This window comes from Nocardia sp. CA-129566, from assembly GCF_050956075.1.
Classification (GTDB): domain Bacteria; phylum Actinomycetota; class Actinomycetes; order Mycobacteriales; family Mycobacteriaceae; genus Nocardia.
In genome coordinates this window covers 1,051,973-1,071,753 of sequence record NZ_CP192085.1, presented here as the reverse complement: position 1 = coordinate 1,071,753, position 19,781 = coordinate 1,051,973, and the positions used below count along the sequence as shown (strand labels likewise).

20 protein-coding genes and 3 tRNA genes are annotated in these 19,781 nt (G+C 64.5%); 1 reads left to right on the top strand and 22 read right to left on the bottom strand.

Going from position 1 to position 19,781, the window contains the following annotated elements:
* Positions 1 to 28 precede the first annotated feature (28 nt).
* The 11 genes from ACQP0C_RS05100 to rplJ form a co-directional block, all read right to left on the bottom strand.
* Positions 29 to 1,270, bottom strand: a complete 1,242-nt coding sequence (locus tag ACQP0C_RS05100) for an MCE family protein (protein ID WP_433731004.1) — start codon at positions 1,268 to 1,270, stop codon at positions 29 to 31.
* Positions 1,267 to 2,547 (bottom strand): MCE family protein, encoded by a 1,281-nt coding sequence (locus ACQP0C_RS05095; protein WP_433731002.1) that lies wholly within the window; start codon positions 2,545 to 2,547, stop codon positions 1,267 to 1,269. Before ACQP0C_RS05095 ends, ACQP0C_RS05100 begins: the two co-directional genes overlap by 4 nt.
* Positions 2,544 to 3,818: an MCE family protein gene (locus ACQP0C_RS05090; RefSeq protein WP_433731000.1), complete on the bottom strand. Its 1,275-nt coding sequence runs from the start codon at positions 3,816 to 3,818 to the stop codon at positions 2,544 to 2,546. Before ACQP0C_RS05090 ends, ACQP0C_RS05095 begins: the two co-directional genes overlap by 4 nt.
* Position 3,819: 1 nt before the next feature.
* Positions 3,820 to 4,830 carry an MCE family protein gene (locus ACQP0C_RS05085; protein WP_433730998.1) on the bottom strand — a complete coding sequence of 337 codons (1,011 nt, stop codon included), beginning with the start codon at positions 4,828 to 4,830 and terminating at the stop codon, positions 3,820 to 3,822.
* Positions 4,830 to 5,897 carry an MCE family protein gene (locus ACQP0C_RS05080; RefSeq protein WP_433734442.1) on the bottom strand — a complete coding sequence of 356 codons (1,068 nt, stop codon included), beginning with the start codon at positions 5,895 to 5,897 and terminating at the stop codon, positions 4,830 to 4,832. Before ACQP0C_RS05080 ends, ACQP0C_RS05085 begins: the two co-directional genes overlap by 1 nt.
* Before the next feature lie 8 nt (positions 5,898 to 5,905).
* Positions 5,906 to 7,258 carry an MCE family protein gene (locus ACQP0C_RS05075; protein WP_433730996.1) on the bottom strand — a complete coding sequence of 451 codons (1,353 nt, stop codon included), beginning with the start codon at positions 7,256 to 7,258 and terminating at the stop codon, positions 5,906 to 5,908.
* 34 nt (positions 7,259 to 7,292) lie between these two features.
* Positions 7,293 to 8,093 carry an MlaE family ABC transporter permease gene (locus ACQP0C_RS05070; protein WP_063045471.1) on the bottom strand — a complete coding sequence of 267 codons (801 nt, stop codon included), beginning with the start codon at positions 8,091 to 8,093 and terminating at the stop codon, positions 7,293 to 7,295.
* 69 nt (positions 8,094 to 8,162) lie between these two features.
* Positions 8,163 to 8,870: an MlaE family ABC transporter permease gene (locus tag ACQP0C_RS05065; protein WP_354961092.1), complete on the bottom strand. Its 708-nt coding sequence runs from the start codon at positions 8,868 to 8,870 to the stop codon at positions 8,163 to 8,165.
* Positions 8,871 to 8,968: 98 nt separating this feature from the next.
* Positions 8,969 to 10,045 (bottom strand): ABC transporter ATP-binding protein, encoded by a 1,077-nt coding sequence (locus ACQP0C_RS05060; protein WP_433730994.1) that lies wholly within the window; start codon positions 10,043 to 10,045, stop codon positions 8,969 to 8,971.
* A 275-nt stretch (positions 10,046 to 10,320) separates the two neighbouring features.
* Positions 10,321 to 10,701, bottom strand: a complete 381-nt coding sequence (rplL, locus tag ACQP0C_RS05055) for a 50S ribosomal protein L7/L12 (RefSeq protein WP_433682495.1) — start codon at positions 10,699 to 10,701, stop codon at positions 10,321 to 10,323.
* A 133-nt stretch (positions 10,702 to 10,834) separates the two neighbouring features.
* Entirely contained in the window at positions 10,835 to 11,371 is a 537-nt protein-coding gene (rplJ, locus tag ACQP0C_RS05050) for a 50S ribosomal protein L10 (RefSeq protein WP_354961082.1), read from the bottom strand.
* Between the two features lie 428 nt (positions 11,372 to 11,799).
* Between rplJ and ACQP0C_RS05045 the strand changes: the two genes are divergently transcribed.
* Complete coding sequence (locus ACQP0C_RS05045; RefSeq protein ID WP_433730992.1) at positions 11,800 to 13,413, top strand: MFS transporter; 1,614 nt, start codon at positions 11,800 to 11,802, stop codon at positions 13,411 to 13,413.
* A gap of 62 nt (positions 13,414 to 13,475) precedes the next feature.
* On the opposite strand, the gene ACQP0C_RS05040 is transcribed toward ACQP0C_RS05045, so the two are convergent.
* The 11 genes from ACQP0C_RS05040 to ACQP0C_RS04990 all read right to left on the bottom strand — a co-directional run bounded on the left by ACQP0C_RS05040 (position 13,476) and on the right by ACQP0C_RS04990 (position 19,671).
* Positions 13,476 to 14,009: an NADPH-dependent FMN reductase gene (locus ACQP0C_RS05040; RefSeq protein ID WP_433730990.1), complete on the bottom strand. Its 534-nt coding sequence runs from the start codon at positions 14,007 to 14,009 to the stop codon at positions 13,476 to 13,478.
* Positions 14,010 to 14,223: 214 nt separating this feature from the next.
* Positions 14,224 to 14,937 carry a 50S ribosomal protein L1 gene (rplA, locus tag ACQP0C_RS05035; RefSeq protein ID WP_354960268.1) on the bottom strand — a complete coding sequence of 238 codons (714 nt, stop codon included), beginning with the start codon at positions 14,935 to 14,937 and terminating at the stop codon, positions 14,224 to 14,226.
* 94 nt (positions 14,938 to 15,031) lie between these two features.
* Positions 15,032 to 15,466: a 50S ribosomal protein L11 gene (gene rplK, locus ACQP0C_RS05030; protein WP_355179587.1), complete on the bottom strand. Its 435-nt coding sequence runs from the start codon at positions 15,464 to 15,466 to the stop codon at positions 15,032 to 15,034.
* A 111-nt stretch (positions 15,467 to 15,577) separates the two neighbouring features.
* Entirely contained in the window at positions 15,578 to 16,357 is a 780-nt protein-coding gene (gene nusG, locus ACQP0C_RS05025) for a transcription termination/antitermination protein NusG (RefSeq protein WP_433734441.1), read from the bottom strand.
* A 140-nt stretch (positions 16,358 to 16,497) separates the two neighbouring features.
* On the bottom strand, positions 16,498 to 16,896 hold the full coding sequence (secE, locus tag ACQP0C_RS05020) for a preprotein translocase subunit SecE (RefSeq protein WP_433730988.1): 399 nt from the start codon (positions 16,894 to 16,896) through the stop codon (positions 16,498 to 16,500).
* Positions 16,897 to 16,925: 29 nt separating this feature from the next.
* Positions 16,926 to 16,998: transfer RNA gene (locus ACQP0C_RS05015), tRNA-Trp, on the bottom strand.
* A 231-nt stretch (positions 16,999 to 17,229) separates the two neighbouring features.
* Positions 17,230 to 18,288 carry a fused (3R)-hydroxyacyl-ACP dehydratase subunits HadA/HadB gene (locus tag ACQP0C_RS05010; protein WP_433734440.1) on the bottom strand — a complete coding sequence of 353 codons (1,059 nt, stop codon included), beginning with the start codon at positions 18,286 to 18,288 and terminating at the stop codon, positions 17,230 to 17,232.
* A 260-nt stretch (positions 18,289 to 18,548) separates the two neighbouring features.
* Positions 18,549 to 18,719, bottom strand: a complete 171-nt coding sequence (rpmG, locus tag ACQP0C_RS05005) for a 50S ribosomal protein L33 (protein ID WP_011211653.1) — start codon at positions 18,717 to 18,719, stop codon at positions 18,549 to 18,551.
* 42 nt (positions 18,720 to 18,761) lie between these two features.
* Positions 18,762 to 18,837: transfer RNA gene (locus ACQP0C_RS05000), tRNA-Met, on the bottom strand.
* Between the two features lie 91 nt (positions 18,838 to 18,928).
* A tRNA-Thr gene (locus ACQP0C_RS04995) sits at positions 18,929 to 19,001 on the bottom strand.
* Positions 19,002 to 19,179: 178 nt separating this feature from the next.
* The gene (locus tag ACQP0C_RS04990; protein ID WP_433730986.1) at positions 19,180 to 19,671 is read right to left on the bottom strand and encodes a YajQ family cyclic di-GMP-binding protein; all 492 of its coding nucleotides are present in this window, start codon (positions 19,669 to 19,671) and stop codon (positions 19,180 to 19,182) included.
* Positions 19,672 to 19,781 lie beyond the last annotated feature (110 nt).

The following is a 19,781-nucleotide window of genomic DNA, read 5'->3' as shown; positions in this document are numbered from 1 at the left end:
TACTGCGGCGGGGCCGCATAGGTCCTGTTCACCGCTTGGGCGTGACCCCCAACAGGGTGGCCATCTGGACGGCGATCGGGTTGAGGTTCAGCTTTTCCGGATCGGTTTTCGGGGTGGAATCCCAGGGCTGGGTAATGCTCGGATCGGCCAGATCGGCGCGCATCCCACCCCGCACCGCCGTTGGGTTACCAAACGGCACAGTGCATTTCGCGTCCTTATTGAACGGGAATTCGTCGCGGGTGTCGTCGAAGTTCGGATTCTCCCGCTTCATCTGCTCGAGGATGCGCTGGGTGCCCTCGTAGCCTTGGGTGCAGGCGGGCGGGTTGTTCACCTCGAGCACCAGGCCGAAGTGGCTGGTGCCGTCGCCGGGTGCGGTGGAGGAGGCACCGATGGACAGCTGCGGAATCATCTGCAGCAGCGGACGCAGCGCGTAGAACTTCGGCGAGATGCCCAGCATCAGCTGACGCAGGTTGGCCAGATCCTCGGTGAGGGCGCCGCCGCTCTCGTTGAGCAGTGCGCCGATCTGCTCGCCCGCGTCGATGCCGGTGCCGATCAGCCGCCGGATATCCGGATCGCTGGAGCGCAGCTGCGCGGTGAGCTCGTCGAGACCCTGACTGAACTGGCGGATGTAATTCGACTGATCCGCCTGGGTGCCCAGGGCGATCCGGCCGTCGCGGATCAGCTGGATCGTCTGCGGCAGGGTGTCGTTGAAAGTCGCGGTGAACTTGTTCAGCGAATCGACGAAGACCTTCAGATCGTCGCCCTTACCGTCGAAGGCTCGGCCGAGTTCGGTGACGGTTTTGTTCAGCGCGGTGAGATCGACCGAACGCGTGAAGGAGTCCACGCTCTGCACCAGTTGCTCCACCGAGATCGGCGTCGTCGCCGAGCTGATCACCGAACCGTCACGCAGGTACGGGCCGTGGTCGGCATCGGGCTGCAGGTCCACATACTGCTCACCGATGGCCGACCGGTTGGCGATGACGGCGCGGGCCGATTCCGGAACCTTCGGCGCGCTCGAATCCAGCACGAGCTTGATCGCCACACCGGTGTCGGTGAGTTCGAGATCGCCGACCCGGCCGACCGGGACGCCGCGGTAGGTCACCTCGGCGCCCTTGTAGATGCCGCCGGTCTGCTTGGCCTCGACCCGCACGTGGTACTCGCCGATGCCGAGCATGTGATCGAGCCGAACGTATTTGGCGCCGACGAAAACCACGCCGAGCACCGCGATCACGGCGAACGCGATCAGCTGATAGCGCACCAGGCGGGTCATCGCTGACCACCTCCGATTTGGTCGAGAATCGCCCCGAGCGGACCGGTCGGCAGCTGCGGCAGGCCAGCCGGGAAGCGCGGCATATTGGGCGGTAGCGGCAGCAGCGAAACCGTCGGCCAACCCGGGCGCGGGCCATTGCCGCCGTAGTACGGGTTGGTCGGGTTCACCGGTACCTCCGGGCCGTAGGGCGGCGGGATGTACACCGGATCGCCCTTGCCGACGCCGAGATTGCTCAGCGTGACACCGATCTGCTGGTCCACCGAGAGCCAAGTGTTCACCTGGCCACCGAAGGTGCCCTCCAGCGTGGAGTCCGGGAAGGGATAGGTCGGCACCAAGGGCAGCGCGGTGACCAGATCCGGTGCGGCCCTGCCGAGTTCCTGCAGGGTCGGACGCAGCGAGGTCAGATCCTTGATCAGATCGTCCTTGGAGTGGTTCAGCACGTCGAAGCCGGCCTGACCCACTCGGTCCAGCTGCTGGAGCAGCGCGATCAGCTGCGGCCGCTGCTCGTTGAGGATCTTGATGCCCTGCGGCAGCTCATTGATGATCTTGCTGATCTGATCGGTCTGGGTGCTCACCCGGTTGCTCAGTGTGGCGAGTCCGTCGATGGCCCTGGTGATGTCGTCGACCTGATCGTTCAGTCCCGCGATCAACTTATTGGCCTGATCGAGCAGCGAGCGCACCCGCTCCTCGCGACCGCCGAGGGTCTTGTTCAGCTCGGTGACAATGGGCTGCAACTGCGCGACGCCGCCGCCGTTGAGCAGCAACGACAACGCACCGAGCACCTGCTCGATCTCGGTCGCGTGCCTGGTGCGGTCGGCCGGAATGACCGAACCGTCGGTCAGCTTCTTGGTGTCGGGCTGATCGGTGGGCTTGGACAGCTCGATGAACTTCTCACCCAGCAGATTCGACTGCCGCACCTCGGCCCGTGCATTGGCGGGCAGATCGACCGAGGAGTTCACCACGGCGCGCACACTGGCGGTCCAGCCGTCCGGTGCGAGCGCGATCCCCTCGACCCGGCCCACCGGGACACCCTCGACCTTGACCGCGGACTGCGACACCAGATCGAGTACATCGTCGAAGCGGATATCGATGGTCATCGGATGGTCACCGACATCGGCGCCGCCGGGCAGCGGCACCGCGTAGATGCCCTCGGAAGAACATGAGACCACCAGGACCGCGCTCATGCCGACCACTAGTGCGGCGCCGACCATTTCGAGCGACCTGCGAGCAGTCGCTACGCGCAGAGTGCGTGCCGCGGAACGGACTCGCTTGTTCATCGCTGGCCACCTCCCTGCGAGGGCGGAAGTTGATCGGACGGGGTGCCGGGAACGGTGCCCGGCACCGGAGCGCGCTGCTCGTTCTCGCCGCTGAGAATGCCGAACGGCAGGATCAGCGTCGGCGTCTTCACGCCCGCGGTGATCTGATCGGTGATCTCCTTGCAGTGCTCCAGAATCGGGCGCATCTGTTTGCCGAGCGCCTCGAATTTGGGATCGCCCGGCATCAGCTTGCCCAGGTCGAGCATCTTGCACACCACACCGAACGGGTCCTGCAGATCGGTGAAGTTGGCGCGCATATCGAGGGTGCCGGATTCCGCGTTGTGGATATTGATCAAGTTGCTCAGCGCCAGCGGCAGCACCGGCAGCGCCGCGGCCAGATCGTCGCGCTGCTTGGCCAGCGTCGCGGTGAGCGTGGTCAGGCCCTGGGCGTTCTGCTGGACCAGATCCCGGTTCTCATCGATGAACCGGGCGACATCGCCCAGTGCGATCGACAGCAGATTCAGCGCCGCGCCGAGATCCTGGCGTTCCCCGGCGAGGAATGTCGAGAGATCCGCGAGCTGGGCATTGAATTGCCGCACCTGCTGGTCGTTCTGGGCAAGCATGGTGACGAAGGTCTGCAGATTCTTGACCGTGTCGAAGATATCGCCGCGGGCATCACTGAGGTACCGCGTCGCGCGCGAGAGCTGGGTGATGCTGTTGGCCAGCGCCTCGCCATTGCCCGACAGATTCGCCGCTGCGGTGCGCACCAGCTGGTTGACCGCGCCGTCGGCATTGGCGCCCTTGGGGCCCAATGCGTCGGAGAGTTCGGTAATGCTCTTGTACAGCTGGTCGACCTCGACCGGGGTGACCGTGCGTTCGCGCGGAATGGTCGCGGTGCGAGCCATTTTCGGACCGCCGGTGTAGGCCGGGGTCAGCTGGATGTAGCGATCGGAGACGATCGATGGCGTGATCTGCGCGGCCTTGGCTTCGGCGGGGATGTCGTAGCTGCGATCGACGCTCATCACCACCTTGACCTGATCACCTTGCGGCTCAACCGAATCCACATGCCCGACCGGCACGCCGAGGATCCGCACATCCGAACCCTGGTAGATGCCGACAGAGCGGTCGAAGTATGCGGTGATCTTGGTCGTGGTCATCCGGTCGAAGAGCCACCAGAGCGCCCCGGCCACGACCAATGCCGCGATCAAACCGATCGCGATGGCCACCTTGGTGCCACGACCCGAGGACCGCAGCGTGGTCAGCGGTTCCTTACGAGGCCAGTTCACCCCCATATCAGTTACCTCCCAGGGTGCGCACCGGCGGCCGGTTGCCCGGAATCTCCGGCAGGCCAGGCGGCACCAGGTTCACGATCACGGCGTCGAACCAGCGGCCGGTGCCCAGCACGTTGGCGTAGAGGCCGTAGAACGGGGCCGCGAGTTCCAGCGTCTTGGAAATGTTCTGCTGGTTGTCGTTGAGCAGGTCGATCGCCGACTTCAGGTTGGTCAGCGCCGTCCCCATCTGCTTTTCGTTATCGGCGACCAGGGCACTCAGCTCGGCGGACACCGTCCTGGCGCCGCTGAGCAGCTGTGCGATCGACTGCTGCCGAATATTCAGCTCCGCCAACAGCTGTCCGCCATTGGCGAGCAGACGCTCGAACTGCTGATTGCGGTCCGCGAGCACCCCGGTGGTCTGCCTGGCCGCCGCGAACAGCTTCTTCAGCTCTTCATCGCGCTTGGCCAGCGTCTCCGAGAGCCGGGCCACACCGTCGATGGAGTTGCGGATCTCCGGCGGGGTCGTTTCGAACGCCTCGGAGAGCACTCGCATGCTGGTGGCCAGCTGCGCGGTGTCGATCTTGTCGATGTTGTTGGCCGCATCGCTGAACGCGTCCACCACGTCGTACGGAGATACCGTGCGCGACAGCGGGATCGCCTTGCTCGGATTCGCGGGCTCGGAGCCCTTCGGGTCCAGCGCCAGGTACTTCTGCCCGAGCACGGTCTTGATCTGGATGGAGGCGGTCGTCTCGTTGCCGATCCAGGCGTCCTGGGTGCGGAAGTCGACGAGCACCTTGTTGCCGTCGAGCCGAACATCCGATACCGCACCGACTTTCACACCCGCGATGCGCACCTCATTGCCCTTCTTGAGGCCGGCGGCCTCGGAGAACTCCGCGGTGTACTTGGTGCCGGCGCCGATGATCGGCAGCCGGTCCAGGAAGAACGCGGAGACCGTCACGAGCAGCACCATGGCAAGGCCGAGCACACCCATGAACGCGGGGCTGCGCTTGCCGAGCAGGATCCGGTCGTCCATCAGTGACCACCCTTCCCCTGGCAGCGCGGTGCGGCATTGGTGTAGATCGGCTGGTTGACCGTCGGCATCCCGGCCGGCAGGTTGAGCTGCGGCGCGTCCACCGCGCCCGGCCCGACCACGATGTCGATACCGCACAGGTAGAACTGGAACCACGAGCCGTAACTGCCGGCGCGGCCGAGCTTTTCCATCTTGATCGGCAGGTTGGTCAGCGCCGTATTCACGTCGTCCTTGCGCTCGTCGATGGTGCCGGTCAGCTGGCTGAGTCCGGCGATCGAGCCCTGCAGCGTCGGGCGGGTCGGCACCAGCAGATCCGCGGTGGCCGAGGCCAGATTGCCGAGCGAGGTGACCGAGCTGCCGATCGTGTCGCGGTCGGCGGCCAGCCCGCTGACCAGCGCCTCGGTATTGACGATCAGCTGATCGAACTGGCCCTCGCGCTCATTGACCGCGTTGAGCACGGCCGTCAGGTTCTTGACCAGCTCGCCGATGACGGCGTCCTTGTCGGCGATCTTGTTGGTCAGATTCGCGGTGGTCGACACCAGATCGTGGATGGTGCCCTGCTCGCCTTGGAAGACCTGAATGATCTCGTAGGACAGCTTGTTCACATCATCGGCGGTGAGCGTCTGGAACAGCGGCCGGAAACCGTTGAACAGCGTGGTCAGGTTCAGCGCCGGCTTGGTGTGCTCGAGCCCGATGGTCGCGCCCTTGTTGAGCTTGCGGCCCTGCTCCCCCGCACCCTGTTCGAGCGCGATATAGCGCTGGCCGACCAGGTTTCGGTAGCGGATGGTCGCCGTGGTCGAGGCGGGCAGCCAACTGCGGTCGGTCAGTTCGAAGCCGACTTCGGCCTGGCGCTTGTCCACGATCTTGACACTGGTGACCTTGCCGACCCGCACACCGGCGATGCGTACCTCGTCGCCGGGATTGAGCGAGGTGACATCGCTGAAGCGGGCCTTGAACGGGGTGCCGCGGCCGGTGTAGTTCGCGATCGAGAGCCCGAGGACCGTGGTCGCGAAAAGTGTGACGATGATGAAGATAAGGAGCTTGGTCAGCGGCGATCCGAGGCCGCGCATCTTTTCCTTCATCGCACGCTCACCTCGCTGCCGCGGAATGCGGGTGCACCGATCCGGGTGACCCAGCTGGGCACCTGCTCGGGCGAAACACCGTTGGCCGCACCGTAGATCGCGCCAAGAGTCCGCTGTTCGGTCTGCGAACCCACCGTGGTCGGCACATTCGCGGCCGGATACTTGCCGAACTGCGGCACCGGCAGGCTGCCGCTGACCTGGTCACCCGGATTGCGGCTGGGCACCGCGTAGGAGCCGTCATTGTTCGGTCCACCGGTGTACTGGCCCGGATCGGTGAATACCGGGTACTCCGGCACGCACCACGGTCCGCGGGTGTCGAGCCAGCGTGGCTCGTCCTGGTTGGGCAGGTACTTGCCGCGGGTATTGGTCAGCTCCACCGACACCCGGGAGCCGGGCCGCGACGTGCCCATGCCCATGATCTGGTCGATGCGCGGCTTCATCTTGGCGAAGTTCGCCATCGCGCAGGCGTAGGTCGGCGAGTAGGTGGCCAGCAGTTCCAGCGCGGGGCGGGAGTCGGCGGCCAGGTCGATGATGTTGTCGCGGTTGGCGACCAGGAAGTCCGCGGTGCTGGCCGCGGTCGGGTTCAGCGTCGCCAGCAGCGTGTCGATCTGCGGGCGGCGCTGCACGATGGTCGCGTTGGTGGTGCGCAGATTGTCGAATGCGTCGACCAGCTGCGGCAGGGCGTCGGAGTAGGTGGCGGCCACGTCGGCGAAGCTCACCAGATCCTGCTTGATATCGGGCATCACACCGTTGAGTTCGCGGAAGATGGTGTCCAGCTTGTCCACCGACTCACCCAGTGCCACACCCTGACCCGAGAGCGCCTGCGACAGCGCACCGAGGGTGGAGCCGAGGTCCTGCGGCGGAATCGCCTGCAGCAGCGGCAGCACATCGTCGAGCAGCTTGCTGATCTCGATGGCATTGCCGCTCTTGTCCTGATGCAGGGTGACGCCGGCGGTCAGGTGCTGCTTACTGGGTTCGTCCGGGATGACGAGGTCCACGTACCGCTCGCCGAAGAGCGTCTTCGGCAGCAGCCGAGCCGTGGCGTTGACCGGAATCTGGGTGGCCTTGGCAGGATCGATCGCCAAGTCGAGGGTCACCTGACCGCCCTCGGATCGGCTGGACCTGACCTCGCCGACGTTGACGCCGCGCACCTTCACATCGGCATTGCGGGTCAGCGCATTTCCCACACTGTCGGTGATCAGGTCGACCCGGACGGTGTCGACGAACGCCTTGTTGTAGATCGCGACCGTCGTCACCAGGAATAGTGCACAGACCACGAAGAACGCGATACCGAGCAGTCGGATGCGCAATTTCTCCGTCGCGCGCCACATCTGCACGCGATCACTCATGACGGCACCTCACTGCTTGCCGTTTCGATGCCCGTCATCCCGCGACCCGCACTGTCGTTGTCGTACCCCAGATAGCGAGGCTGAGGAAGAAGTCCAGAACATTCACCAGCACGATCGCCGCACGCACCGCGCGACCCACCGCGACGCCCACGCCGGCCGGTCCACCGGTGGCATTGAAGCCGTAATAGCAATGCACCATGATGATCACGAATGCGAAGACCAGCACTTTGACGAACGAATACAAGACGTCTTCGGGTGGCAGGAACAGACTGAAATAGTGGTCATAGGAGCCACTGGATTGTCCGTTGAACCAGATGCTGATCATCCGCGAGGCCAGGAATGTGCCGAGCAGTCCGACGATGTAGAGCGGAATGACCGCGAGGAAGCCCGCGATCACCCGGGTGGTGACCAGGAACGGCACACCCGGCACCGCCATCACTTCGAGCGCGTCGATCTCCTCGGAGATCCGCATGGCGCCGAGCTGAGCGGTGAAACCACAACCGACGGTTGCCGATAGCGCGAGCGCGGCGACGAGCGGCGCGATCTCACGGGTATTGATATAGGCGGTGAGGAAGCCGGTCAGCACCGAACTGCCGAGCGAGTCCAACGCCTTGAAGCCCTGCAGGCCGACGACCACGCCGACCGAGCCGGACATGAAGACGATGACGCCGATGGTGCCGCCGATGACGGCGAGCGCGCCACTGCCGAAGGTCACCTCGGCGAGCAGCCGCATGACCTCCTTGCGGTAGTGCACGGCGGTGCGGGGAATCCAGGCGATGGCCTTGGAGTAGAACGACATCTGATCGCCAGCGCGGTCGACGACGTTCACGGGCATGCGCGCGATCTCACGGACCCGGCGGGCGGACTTCGCCAGGGCCGGGGGGCGGTACGAGGTGGCCACGGGTCAGGCGCCCTTGGCGGGGACGACTTGTAGGTACACCAGGGTCAGGATCAAGTTCACGAAGAACAGCACCATGAAGGTGATAACCACGGATTGGTTCACCGCGTCTCCGACTCCTTTCGGGCCCCCTTTGGGATGCAAGCCCTTGTATGCGGCGATCACGCCTGCGAGTAGACCGAATATCAAGGCTTTGATTTCGCCGATCCACAGGTCAGGCAGCTGGGCCAGTGCGGAGAACGAAGCGAGGTAGGCGCCGGGCGTGCCGCCTTGCAGCCCGACATTGAAGAAATAGCCACCCGCGATGCCGACCACCGACACCAGGCCGTTGAGCAGCAGTGCGACCAGCATCATGCCGAGTACGCGCGGCACAACGAGCTTCTGTACCGGATCTACGCCGAGCACCTCGAGCGCGTCGATCTCCTCACGGATGGTGCGTGAGCCGAGATCGGCGGCGACCGCCGATCCGGCCGCGCCCGCGATGATCAACGCGGTGACAACGGGGGCAGCCTGCTGGACGGTAGCCAGCACGCTCGTGGCGCCGGTAAAGGATTCGGCGCCGAGTTGTTTGATCAACGAGCCGGTCTGCAGCGCGACAACCGCACCGAACGGAATGGCGACCAGTGCGCTGGGCAAGATCGAGACACTCGCGATGAACCACGACTGCTCGATGAATTCGCGCAACTGGAAAGGCCGTTTGAACGTCTTGCGCATGACGTCGATGAGCAGCGCAAAGATGTTGCCGGCCTGGCCAAACCCCGACTCCACAGGAGTCCGCAATCGCGCCAGGGTGGAATTCACGATCGCAGATGTTACCCGTTAGTTGTGTTGTGGCGCACGGTAGTCTCGAACGAGCCACCCTGGTATCCACCCTGGTCGCTGTTCTGATACGCCATCACCTGCGTATCGTCGTTCTGATCAAGTGACTCGCGGATAGCCACCTGGGCCGCGTGCGGCAGGGTGTGCATGATTTCGCGGACTCGCGCCTGGCGGCGAAGTACAGCCTGGCGTACCGGCATACCGGGCGTCGCCCGCATCTGCGGGATGATGCCCTCGACCTCCTCGGCACCACCGTGGTGGTGGCCAGCGTCGACGAGCGCCTGCTCGCGGGCCATCTGCGCCTCGTCCTTCTCCTCGGACATGCCGATCGGACCGATCATGCGACCGTTGAGGAACTGCTTGACCACCGGCTCCTCCGAGGTGAGCAGCACCTCGCGCGGGCCGAACATCACCAGCGAGCGGCGGAACAACATGCCGATGTTGTCGGGCACCGTACGAGCCAGGTTGATGTTGTGCGTGACGATCAGGATCGTCGCGTCGATCTGAGCGTTGATATCGATCAGCAACTGCGACAGATACGAGGTACGAACCGGGTCCAGACCGGAGTCGGGCTCATCGACCAGGATGATCTGCGGATCGAGCACCAGAGCGCGGGCCAGACCGGCACGTTTGCGCATACCACCGGAGATCTCGCCCGGGAGCTTGCCTTCGGCGCCGAGCAGACCGGTCAGCTCGAGCTTCTCCATCACGATCTTCTTGATGTCGGACTCGGACTTCTTGGTGTGCTCACGCAACGGGAAGGCCACATTGTCGAACAGGTTCATCGACCCGAACAGCGCGCCGTCCTGGAACAGCACACCGAACAGCTTGCGAATTTCGTAGAGCTCCTTATTGGAGCAGGTCGTGATATCGGTGCCATCGATGAAGATCGAACCGCGCTCCGGACGCAGCAGTCCGATCAATGACTTCAGAAAGACGGATTTACCGGTACCCGAGGGGCCGAGCAGCGCGCTGACCTCACCCGAGGGCAGCGTCAGTGAGACGTCCTGCCAAATACGCTGTGAACCGAAGGATTTGGTAACCCCTTCGGTCCTGACCTCGACGCCCACGCCAACCTCCACAAATTCTCAGCGAGCAGCCCACCGGCGAACCGCGCTATCGGGTATCACGGTGTGTCGCGTCACAGTGGGTGCGGTCACTGTATCCCATGAGCATGACGCGGCACACCCTAACCTGACCGAAGAGTAACCCCGAATCACTCTCAGTATTCGCATTACCGTCGCATGCTTCGGGACAAAGCAAACGGGCGGTCCCCACTGGGGACCGCCCGCTCGACGACGCAGCCGTGGCGCCCCTTGCGGGCCGCTCGGCGGGGTCAGGTGAATTACTTGACCGAGACCTTGGCGCCGGCCTCTTCCAGCTTCGCCTTGGCAGCCTCGGCGGCCTCCTTGGCGACCTTCTCCAGGATCGGCTTCGGGGCACTCTCGACCAGGTCCTTGGCTTCCTTCAGGCCCAGGCCGGAGACGATCTCGCGGACCACCTTGATGACCTGGATCTTCTTCTCGCCCGCACCCTCGAGGATGACGTCGAACTCGTCCTGCTCCTCGGCGGCCTCGGCCGGAGCGGCACCACCGGCGACGGCGGCGACGGCGACCGGAGCAGCCGCGGTGACCTCGAACTTCTCCTCGAACTTCTTGACGAAGTCCGACAGCTCGAGCAGGGTCATTCCGGCGAAGGTCTCGAGCAGTTCGTCAACGTTGGCCATTGTTGTTTCCTTTCGGTAGTTGGTTGTCTATGAGGGCGAGCCGCCCGCTGTGTTGAATTGCGGCGCTCCCGGGGTCCTACGTGGTTACGCTGGCGCTGCCGCCTCCGGACCCGTCGCTCACGCCGCGGGGGTGTTACTCGGCGGCAGCTCCGCCTTCGGCCTGCTTCTTCTCCTGCAGGGCGGCGGCCAGGCGGGCCACCTGCGAAGCGGGAGCGTTGAACAGACCGGCAGCCTTCGCCAGGTTGCCCTTCATGGCGCCTGCCAGCTTGGCCAGCAGCACCTCGCGGGACTCCAGGTCGGCGATCTTCTCGACCTCGGCAACGGACAGCGCGTTGCCGTCCATGTACCCGCCCTTGATGATGAGCGCCTTGTTGTCCTTGGCGAAGGTCTTGATGGCCTTCGCTGCGTCGACCGGCTCGCCCTTGATGAAGGCGATGGCGGTCGGTCCGACGAACAAGTCGTCCAGCCCAACGACGCCCGCCTCGGCGGCCGCACGCTTGACCAGGGTGTTCTTGGCGACGGAGTAGGTAGCGCCTTCGCCGAGCGCGCGACGCAGATCGGTGAGCTTGCCGACCGACAGACCACGGTATTCCGTGATGACAGTGGCCGTTGAGCTCCTGAACTGCTCCGTGATCTCTTCGACCGCGGTGACCTTCTCGGGTTTTGCCATACTTCGCCTCCTCTCTGGATGTCGGTTCGTATTCGAACTGCCGAGTACCAGGGGCCAGCGATAAAGCAAACGCCCCGAACGCAGAGCGTTCCGGGGCGCAATAGGTGATCGACCCGGCATGCACCGGATCAATGCCCAGCCTCGGTCCTCCCTGCGTGGGCCGCCGACTTGATGCCGGACCTTCGACCGCGCCCGAACGGACGCAGTGACCAACGGTCTTCGGTAGAACGGATTGGGTAGTCATCGAACTCGTCGATTACTTCCGTCCACAGTAGCCGAGCCCGCCCCCATCTGCCAAAACGGGTGCGACCGGGATGCTTTCGCGACCGAATTGTTGTGGCGTGCCTCACAATTCGCCCGTGAATGTGGCGGATGTCGCCAGCAACAAGTGTTACCAAGAGTGACAGATACTGCTTGACTACCGAACTATGGCAACCTCCATAGTCGATCCACCGGTGCTGCTGGAACGACGCACCAGGCGCTTCATCGCCCTGGCCGTCATCTGCCTCGCGGAACTGCTGGTCGTCCTCGACAACACCATCGTCAACGTGGCCCTCCCCTCCATCGGGGTGGAGTTGGCCACCGGCGTCAGCGGCCTGCAATGGGTCGTCGACGCGTACACCCTGACCTTCGCCGGACTGTTGCTCGCCTTCGGCAATCTCGGCGACCGCTACGGACGCCGCCGGATGCTGATCATCGGTTTGCTCGGCGTTGCCGTGATGTCGATCGGCGGCGCGCTCTCGGAGTCCATGGGCAACCTCATCGCCGCCCGCGCCGCGATGGGCATCTTCGCCGCGGCCGTCTTCCCCGCGACGCTGGCGCTGATCATCAATGTCTTCACCGATAAAAGCGAGCGCGCACTGGCCATCGCGGCCTGGACCGCGATGGCCGGATTCGCCATCGCGATCGGCCCGATCTCCGGCGGCTGGCTGCTGGAACACTTTTCCTGGCATTCGGTCTTCTGGATCAATGTGCCGGTGGCGCTGGTCGCGTTGGCCGCCACCATGATCTGGGTGCCCGAGTCGCGGTCCTCCCAGGTGGGTCGGCTCGACCTGCCGGGCATCGCGCTCTCGATCGCGGGCATCACACTGCTGGTGTGGGCCATCATCGAAGCCCCGCGCAATGGCTGGCTGTCGACTATCACGCTGGGCGTGGCCGCACTCGGAGTCGCACTGCTCGCCGCGTTCATCACCTGGGAATTGCGCACCAGCGCACCGATTCTCGATATGCGGCTGTTCCGGAATCGCCGATTCTCCATGCCCGCCTTGTCGATCGCGGTCGGATACTTCTCGATGTTCGGGTTCCTGTTCCTTATTACTCAGTACTTCCAGGGTGTCCGCGAATACACACCGCTCGAATTCGGCATCGCCTCATTACCGTTCGCGTTCTCCGTAGCCATCGGCGCACCGATCGCGACGCTGCTCGCCACGCGGGTGGGTGCCACGCCGGTGATCGTTTTCGGGCTGTTGCTCACCGGATCAGGGCTGTATCTGGGCGGTCAGGTGACCGTCGACAGCAGTTATGTCACGGATGTGCTGCCGTCGATGGTGTCGATGGCGCTCGGCTTGGCCATCGTGCAGGGACCGGCCACCGAGTCCATCATGTCGTCGCTGCCGCTCGACGAGGCGGGCGCGGGGTCGGCGGTCAACGACACCACGCGCGAGATCGGTGGCACGCTCGGCGTCGCGGTCCTGGGCTCGATCGTGGCCTCCTACTACACGACTCGGGTTTCACCGCTGATCGACCGGGTGCCCGCGGGGATGATGAACACGCACGAGCGCAGTCTGGTGAAGGCCAGTCCGCTCAGCGTGCTGGAGATCCGGAAACGAGAGCTGGCGCCGCTCTTCGATGCTCAGCGCGAAAACCTCATCACCGCCATGAAAACGGCGGCTTTGCAGGGTTCCCACGCCGCATCCCTGGTAGCCGCGAGCGCGGTGGTGGTGTGCGCCATGGTCGTAGCCATCTTCCTGCCCTGGGGCGTCCAGCAGGGCGAGTCCGTCCTCCTCGGCTGGCGCAAATCCACCGAGCCCCAGGAAAACTGACCGTCGAATGGTGGCTCGGACCGGGTCCGAAAGCCACCATTAGACTCGCCTCGGCGGGGTGGTCAGGCGGGGGTGGTCTGGCGGATCAGGCGGGTCAGGGCCGTGAGTGCGCCGGTGCGGAATTGGGGGGTGGTGACCAGGCCGTCGGGGTCGATGGCATCGCGAGGTACCGGAAGGTGGGCGCAGGTGACCGGGTCGACGATGGCGCCGACGTAACCCAGCACCGTGGTCAGGGTTGCGGCCGCGCCTTCGCCCCGGCCTTGTGCGGCGACATTGAGGAAGGCCGTTGGTTTTTCGTAGAGGTCGGCGGTGCCGACAGTCCAATCGAGCAGGTTCTTGAAGCTGCCGGGGAGGGTACCCGCGTATTCGGGGGTGCAGAGCAGGACCGCGTCGGCGCGCGAAATGTGTTCGTGCAGTGCGACAACCGAGCGATGGCCGGTCCCGTCATCGTCCGGGCTGAATGCGGGAAGTTCGGCGAGGCCCTCGTACCAGAAGGTTTCGACACCCTCCGGCGCGATCGCCGCGACGGTGCGCAGTGCGGCGGTATTGGTCGAAGCACTACGCGTGCTTCCGGAGATGAGCAGTACGGTGGTCACCTTATGGCCAACCGTCGCCGCGGGTGAATTAGTCCGGTTCGCGGGTGCGTCCGCCGCACCGCGAGCGCCATGCGCCGCCGCCCACGAGAATCGGCCGAAGATGCACAAAGGGCGGGAACGCGATTCGCGTTCCCGCCCTTTGCGGTAATACTCAGCTTCCCGCGATAGCGCTCAGCTTCCGAAGAGCTGGGCTACCGAAGAGCCAGGGTGCTACTTACGCATCCTCGTCGAGGAGGTTGCGGGTGCGGTTCGGGTCCACCGGGATGCCCGGTCCGGTGTTCGTCGAGACCGTCACCTTCTTGACGTAGCGGCCCTTGGCGGTCGACGGCTTGGCACGCAGGATCTCATCCAGCGCGGCGCCGTAGTTCTCCACCAGCTTGGCATCGTCGAAGGACGCCTTGCCGATGACGAAGTGCAGGTTGGCCTGCTTGTCGACGCGGAAGTTGATCTTGCCGCCCTTGATGTCGTTGACGGCCTTGGTCACATCGTTGGTGACCGTGCCCGTCTTCGGGTTCGGCATCAGGCCGCGCGGGCCCAGGACACGCGCGATCCGGCCGACCTTGGCCATCTGGTCCGGGGTGGCGATCGCGGCGTCGAAGTCCAGCCAGCCGCCCTGGATCCGCTCGATCAGATCCTCGGCGCCGACCGCGTCCGCACCGGCGGCCTCGGCCTCGGCGGCCTTCTCACCGGCCGCGAACACGATGACGCGGGCGGTCTTACCGGTGCCGTGCGGCAGGTTGACCGTGCCGCGGACCATCTGGTCGGCCTTGCGGGGATCCACACCGAGACGAACGGCGACCTCGACGGTCGCATCGGTCTTGGTGGTTGCGGTCTCCTTCGCCAGGCGCGCGGCGGCCAGCGGGGAGTAGAGCTGAGTGCGATCGACCTTCTCGGCCGCGGCGAGATACGCCTTGCTTCGTTTTGCCATTTTGTCTGTGTCCTTATCGGTGTTCAGATGTGGTTGCCGGGCCTGGCAGGCCCTCCCACGTGGGTCCCGGCAGCTGGTCCGGGATTACGGGAACTCAGCCCTCGACGGTGATGCCCATCGAGCGAGCGGTACCCGCGATGATCTTGGCCGCCTGGTCGATGTCCTTGGCGTTCAGATCTTCCTGCTTGGTCTTGGCGATCTCCCGGACCTGGTCCATGGTGACCTTCGCGACCTTGGTCTTGTGCGGCTCGGCCGAGCCCTTCTGCACACCGGCGGCCTTGAGCAGCAGCCGAGCGGCGGGCGGGGTCTTCAGCTTGAAGTCGAAGGTCCGGTCCTCGTACACCGAGATCTCGACCGGAATGACGTTGCCACGCTGCGATTCGGTCGCGGCGTTGTACGCCTTGCAGAACTCCATGATGTTGACGCCGTGCTGACCGAGCGCGGGGCCGACCGGAGGGGCCGGGTTCGCCTGGCCGGCCTGGATCTGAAGCTTGATGATCCCGGCGAGCTTCTTCTTCTTGGGGGGCATCTTTCTTTCCTAGGTGTTTGTTTTCCTTGCTCTTTGCAAGTCCAAGGTGAATCAACCCGTGGTCCGGGCCGATCCATTCCGTCGTCCCGTCGCCGGGGCGGCAGAGTTGGTCTAGATTTTCGCGACCTGGGTGAACGCCAGCTCGACCGGAGTCTCGCGACCGAAGATCGACACGAGCACCTTGAGCTTCTGCTGCTCGGCGTTGACCTCGGAAATGCTGGCGGGCAGCGTCGCGAACGGGCCGTCCATCACGGTCACCGACTCGCCGACCTCGAAGTCGACCTCGATGACCGGCTTGGGTGCGATATCGGTGGCGGCCGCGGTCGCCGCGGCGGCCTCGGCAGCGGGCTTCTTCTGCTGCTGTGCGGCCGGGACCAGGAACTTCACCACGTCATCGATGGAAAGCGGCGACGGGCGCGAGGTGGCGCCGACGAAACCGGTGACACCGGGGGTGTTGCGCACCGCGCCCCACGACTCGTCGTTGAGCTCCATCCGGACCAGGATGTAGCCGGGCAGCACTTTGCGGTTGACATGCTTGCGCTGGCCGTTCTTGATCTCGGTGACCTCTTCGGTCGGCACCTCGACCTGGAAGATGTAGTCCTCGAGGTCCAGGTTCTGCACGCGGGTTTCGAGGTTGGCCTTCACCTTGTTCTCGTAACCGGCGTACGAGTGGATCACATACCAATCACCGGGGGCGCGCCGCAGCGCGGCCTTCATCTCGGCGACCGGATCGGCGGGTTCGGCATCGACAGGAGCAGCCTCGACAACTTCGGCGTCAGCGGCGTCGGATTCGTCGACCACAGCTTCCTCGACGGCCGCAGACTCCTCGACGGCCTGCACCGCGTCGTCGACCGGGAACTCGTCGGTTGTGTCGTTCTCCGGGGTGCTCACTGGGGCACTCGCTTCCTGTGTCGTCACGTACATCCTTTGCGTACCGGGTCGGGCGCGCTGTGACGCGCCGCCCCGGGATCGGCTACCGGCGTCGGCAGATCGTTTCGAGCGCCCTGCAAGCAGTCGCTAGCGGTGATCAGCTAGCCGAACAGCCAGTTGACACCCTTGATGAACGCCACATCCAATCCGCTGATGAACGCGACCATGAAGATCACGAACACCAGAACAACGCTCGTATAGGTGACCATTTGCTTCCGGTTGGGCCAGATCACCTTGCGCAGTTCCGCGATAACTTCGCGCAGGAACTTGATCAAACGCTTGAACGGGTTACCCGTCTTCTTGCGCTCGGCCCGATCGGTCTTCTTGGCTGCCTTGGCCAGGGTGGGCCGGTCGATCGTGGCGACCGAACCCGTATCGGCCTGCGACGCAGAGCGACCCCGCCGGGCGGACCGCTTGCCGCTCGGCCGAGCCATGGCGGCGGTGTCGTCGCCATCCTCGGCAGCATGCGCGCCGTGGCGAGTATCCCGCTCGTCGACCACGTCGATCCTTTCGTCGCTGGCATCCAGGGCAGGGGCGACAGGACTTGAACCTGCAACCTGCGGTTTTGGAGACCGCTGCTCTGCCAATTGAGCTACGCCCCTTTGATCGGACGATCAGAGCTGTCCGATCACTGTTCTGTGTTCAGTTGTCGTTCTTGCTATCTGGTGTCACACAACACGCGCGCTACTCCGGCAGTTGCCGACCCCGTGGTGAATCCTTACGGACTCACCTGGAGCCAGCCTTGCAGAGCAGCGCGCAGCGGCTGGTGACCCCAGAAATCTGAGTGTACGTTACCGCCCGCGGCATTTGCCAATCAGGGTCACCCGACCAGCTCAGACCAGTTGCACGGTTGCCGTAGCCCGTCCGAAGATCTTCTTGCCCGCCGCCTTCGCCACGATGGCGACGACCGCGGTCCGGGTCTCCGGATCCACCGATTTCACCTTACCCGTGAACTCGACCTCCGCGGGCTCCTCGGAGCCGACGTACACCGGACTGGTGAAGCGAACGTTGTATTCCTTGACCGCGCCGGGATCGCCGAGCCAGGAGGTGACGAAACCGCCGCCGAGGCCCATGGTGAGCATGCCGTGCGCGACCACATTGTCCAGACCGACCAGCTTGACGACCTCGTCGCTCCAGTGGATCGGATTCGCGTCGCCGGAGACACCGGCGTAGTTCACCAGATCGCCGCGCGTCAACCGGACGGTGCGCGGGGGCAGCTCGTCGCCGACCGCGATGTTCTCGAACTCGAGCGCGTGCTTGCTCGGCGCGATCGCGGGCACCACCGGCACCGGCGCCGCGGCGGGAGCGGCCAGGGTGCGCGGGTGATGGGTGGGGGCGTCCTCGCCGATGCCGTGCATGAGCACATTGCGGACCGCGCCCTGCAGGTTCGGGTCGATATCGCCGCCGCTGCGTCCGATCAGCGTGGTGTAGGTGGTGAGCACCACCTCGTCCTGCGCGGTGACGATGTTCTTGGTGACGATGATGTCGCCGCCGAAGGCCTGCCGGAACGAGTGCAGGTAGACATCGCAGACCAACTGGTCGCCGACTTTGATCGGCCGATGGAATTCCAGGATCTGATCGGTCTGCATGATCTGGCTCAGGTCGTAACCGGTGACGATCTGCTCGAACAGCTTGCGCTGGGCCAGAATTCCGACCAGGGAAATGAAGGTCAGCGGGGCGAGCAGGCCGTCGTAGCCGTACTCCTGCGCGGCATCCTCATCCCAGTGCACCGGGTGGTAGTCCTGTACGGCGCGGGCGTATTCACGTACCTTCTCGCGGCCGACCTCGTAGTAGTCGTCGACGCGGTAGTGATGACCGACCATCGCCGCGGCGTGCGCCGCAGGATCGAGTTCTTCGTCCATTGCGACCGCTTCGTCTGTACCGGTGTTGATTGTCACGGGAGGACTGTACCTATCTGACCCCGCAACCGGAGTCGACGAGCGTTCACGACTGCGCCTCGCTAACGCTCGGCTCTATCGTGCCCGCATTGGCGGCTGTGTCTGTTACTCACTCGCTACGCTCGCTCGTGCCCCGCCGGCGCGTGAAACACGTCAGGGCCGGACATGATGTCCGGCCCTCGCAAGTGTCACGACCCGAGAATCCGGGACGAAACCCGGAAGCCGATCAACGCGGCAGCGGCACGCGTGGTGGACTAGCGGGATTCGCGGTGCGCCCGGTGCGTGCCACAGTTCGGGCAGAACTTCTTCAGCTCCAGCCGATCCGGGTCGTTGCGCCGGTTCTTCTTGGTGATGTAGTTGCGGTGCTTGCACTGCTCGCAGGCCAAGGTGATCTTTGGCCGGACATCGGTGGACTTCGCGGCCACGATATTCCTTCTTTCGGTCAACCAGATGGTCTGATCGGTCTTTGGTAGCGATGGCCGGACTTGAACCGGCGACACAACGATTATGAGTCGTTTGCTCTACCGACTGAGCTACACCGCCACGGGGTCGCATTGCCTTGGTGATGCCGCGCCCGGCTCCACAAAGTGGAGGGTGTAGCGATGCCGAGTCGGTCACCACCGGCAATCCGGCGAGCCCCCTAACGGAATCGAACCGTTGACCTTTTCCTTACCATGGAAACGCTCTGCCGACTGAGCTAAGGGGGCATGACTAGCTCCGCACCGCGATCTTTGATCACGACCCCGGCGCGGCGAAGTCTTGAACGAGGTTACACACTCACCGGTCACAGTTCCAAACCGGGTGGTCAGAGCCGGTTTGCGGCCACCCGCCGAGCGGCCGCCAGCGACTGCTTGCAGGTCGCTCGAAAGGATCAGCCACGGCGTCCTACCGGTAATTGACGAACTGCAGTGCGATGCCGAAGTCATCACCCTTCAGCAGCGCGATCACCGCCTGCAGATCGTCGCGCTTCTTGCTGGAGACGCGGAGTTCATCACCCTGGATCTGCGCCTTGACACCCTTGGGGCCCTCATCGCGGATCTTCTTGGAAATCTTCTTCGCATGTTCGGCGTCGATGCCCTGCACCAGGGTGCCGGTGATTTTGTAGGTCTTACCCGAGGCCGCCGGCTCACCGGCGTCGAATGCCTTGAGCGAAATATCGCGGCGGATCAGCTTTTCCTTGAACACGTCCAGCGCCGCTTTCACCCGCTCCTCGGCCTCGGCGGTCAGCACGATCTTGTCCTCACCGGACCATTCGATGGTCGCGCCGGTGCCACGGAAGTCGTAGCGGGTGTTCAGCTCCTTCTCCGCCTGATGCAGCGCGTTGTCGACCTCCTGACGGTCGACCTTGCTGACAACATCGAAAGACGAATCGGCCACACTTCGCTCCTGTCCTGGCGGTCCAACGGTCTTGACAGACCCTTTCGAGCGACCTGCGATCAGTCGCTACGGACCGGCTGTTCCGGTCACGGTCAGTTCTACCCCGCGGC

Bases quoted from the DNA above. Each gene is read 5' to 3' on its own strand.
- rplK (WP_355179587.1), bottom strand. From the start codon at position 15,466: ATGCCCCCCAAGAAGAAGAAGCTCGCCGGGATCATCAAGCTTCAGATC.
- ACQP0C_RS05065 (WP_354961092.1), bottom strand. From the start codon at position 8,870: ATGCGCAAGACGTTCAAACGGCCTTTCCAGTTGCGCGAATTCATCGAG.
- ACQP0C_RS05085 (WP_433730998.1), bottom strand. From the start codon at position 4,830: ATGGACGACCGGATCCTGCTCGGCAAGCGCAGCCCCGCGTTCATGGGT.
- rplL (WP_433682495.1), bottom strand. From the start codon at position 10,701: ATGGCCAACGTTGACGAACTGCTCGAGACCTTCGCCGGAATGACCCTG.
- ACQP0C_RS05095 (WP_433731002.1), bottom strand. From the start codon at position 2,547: ATGAACAAGCGAGTCCGTTCCGCGGCACGCACTCTGCGCGTAGCGACT.
- ACQP0C_RS05075 (WP_433730996.1), bottom strand. From the start codon at position 7,258: ATGAGTGATCGCGTGCAGATGTGGCGCGCGACGGAGAAATTGCGCATC.
- ACQP0C_RS05045 (WP_433730992.1), top strand. From the start codon at position 11,800: ATGGCAACCTCCATAGTCGATCCACCGGTGCTGCTGGAACGACGCACC.
- ACQP0C_RS05090 (WP_433731000.1), bottom strand. From the start codon at position 3,818: ATGGGGGTGAACTGGCCTCGTAAGGAACCGCTGACCACGCTGCGGTCC.
- rplA (WP_354960268.1), bottom strand. From the start codon at position 14,937: ATGGCAAAACGAAGCAAGGCGTATCTCGCCGCGGCCGAGAAGGTCGAT.
- ACQP0C_RS05080 (WP_433734442.1), bottom strand. From the start codon at position 5,897: ATGCGCGGCCTCGGATCGCCGCTGACCAAGCTCCTTATCTTCATCATC.
- rplJ (WP_354961082.1), bottom strand. From the start codon at position 11,371: ATGGCAAAACCCGAGAAGGTCACCGCGGTCGAAGAGATCACGGAGCAG.
- ACQP0C_RS05070 (WP_063045471.1), bottom strand. From the start codon at position 8,093: ATGCCCGTGAACGTCGTCGACCGCGCTGGCGATCAGATGTCGTTCTAC.
- ACQP0C_RS05100 (WP_433731004.1), bottom strand. From the start codon at position 1,270: ATGACCCGCCTGGTGCGCTATCAGCTGATCGCGTTCGCCGTGATCGCG.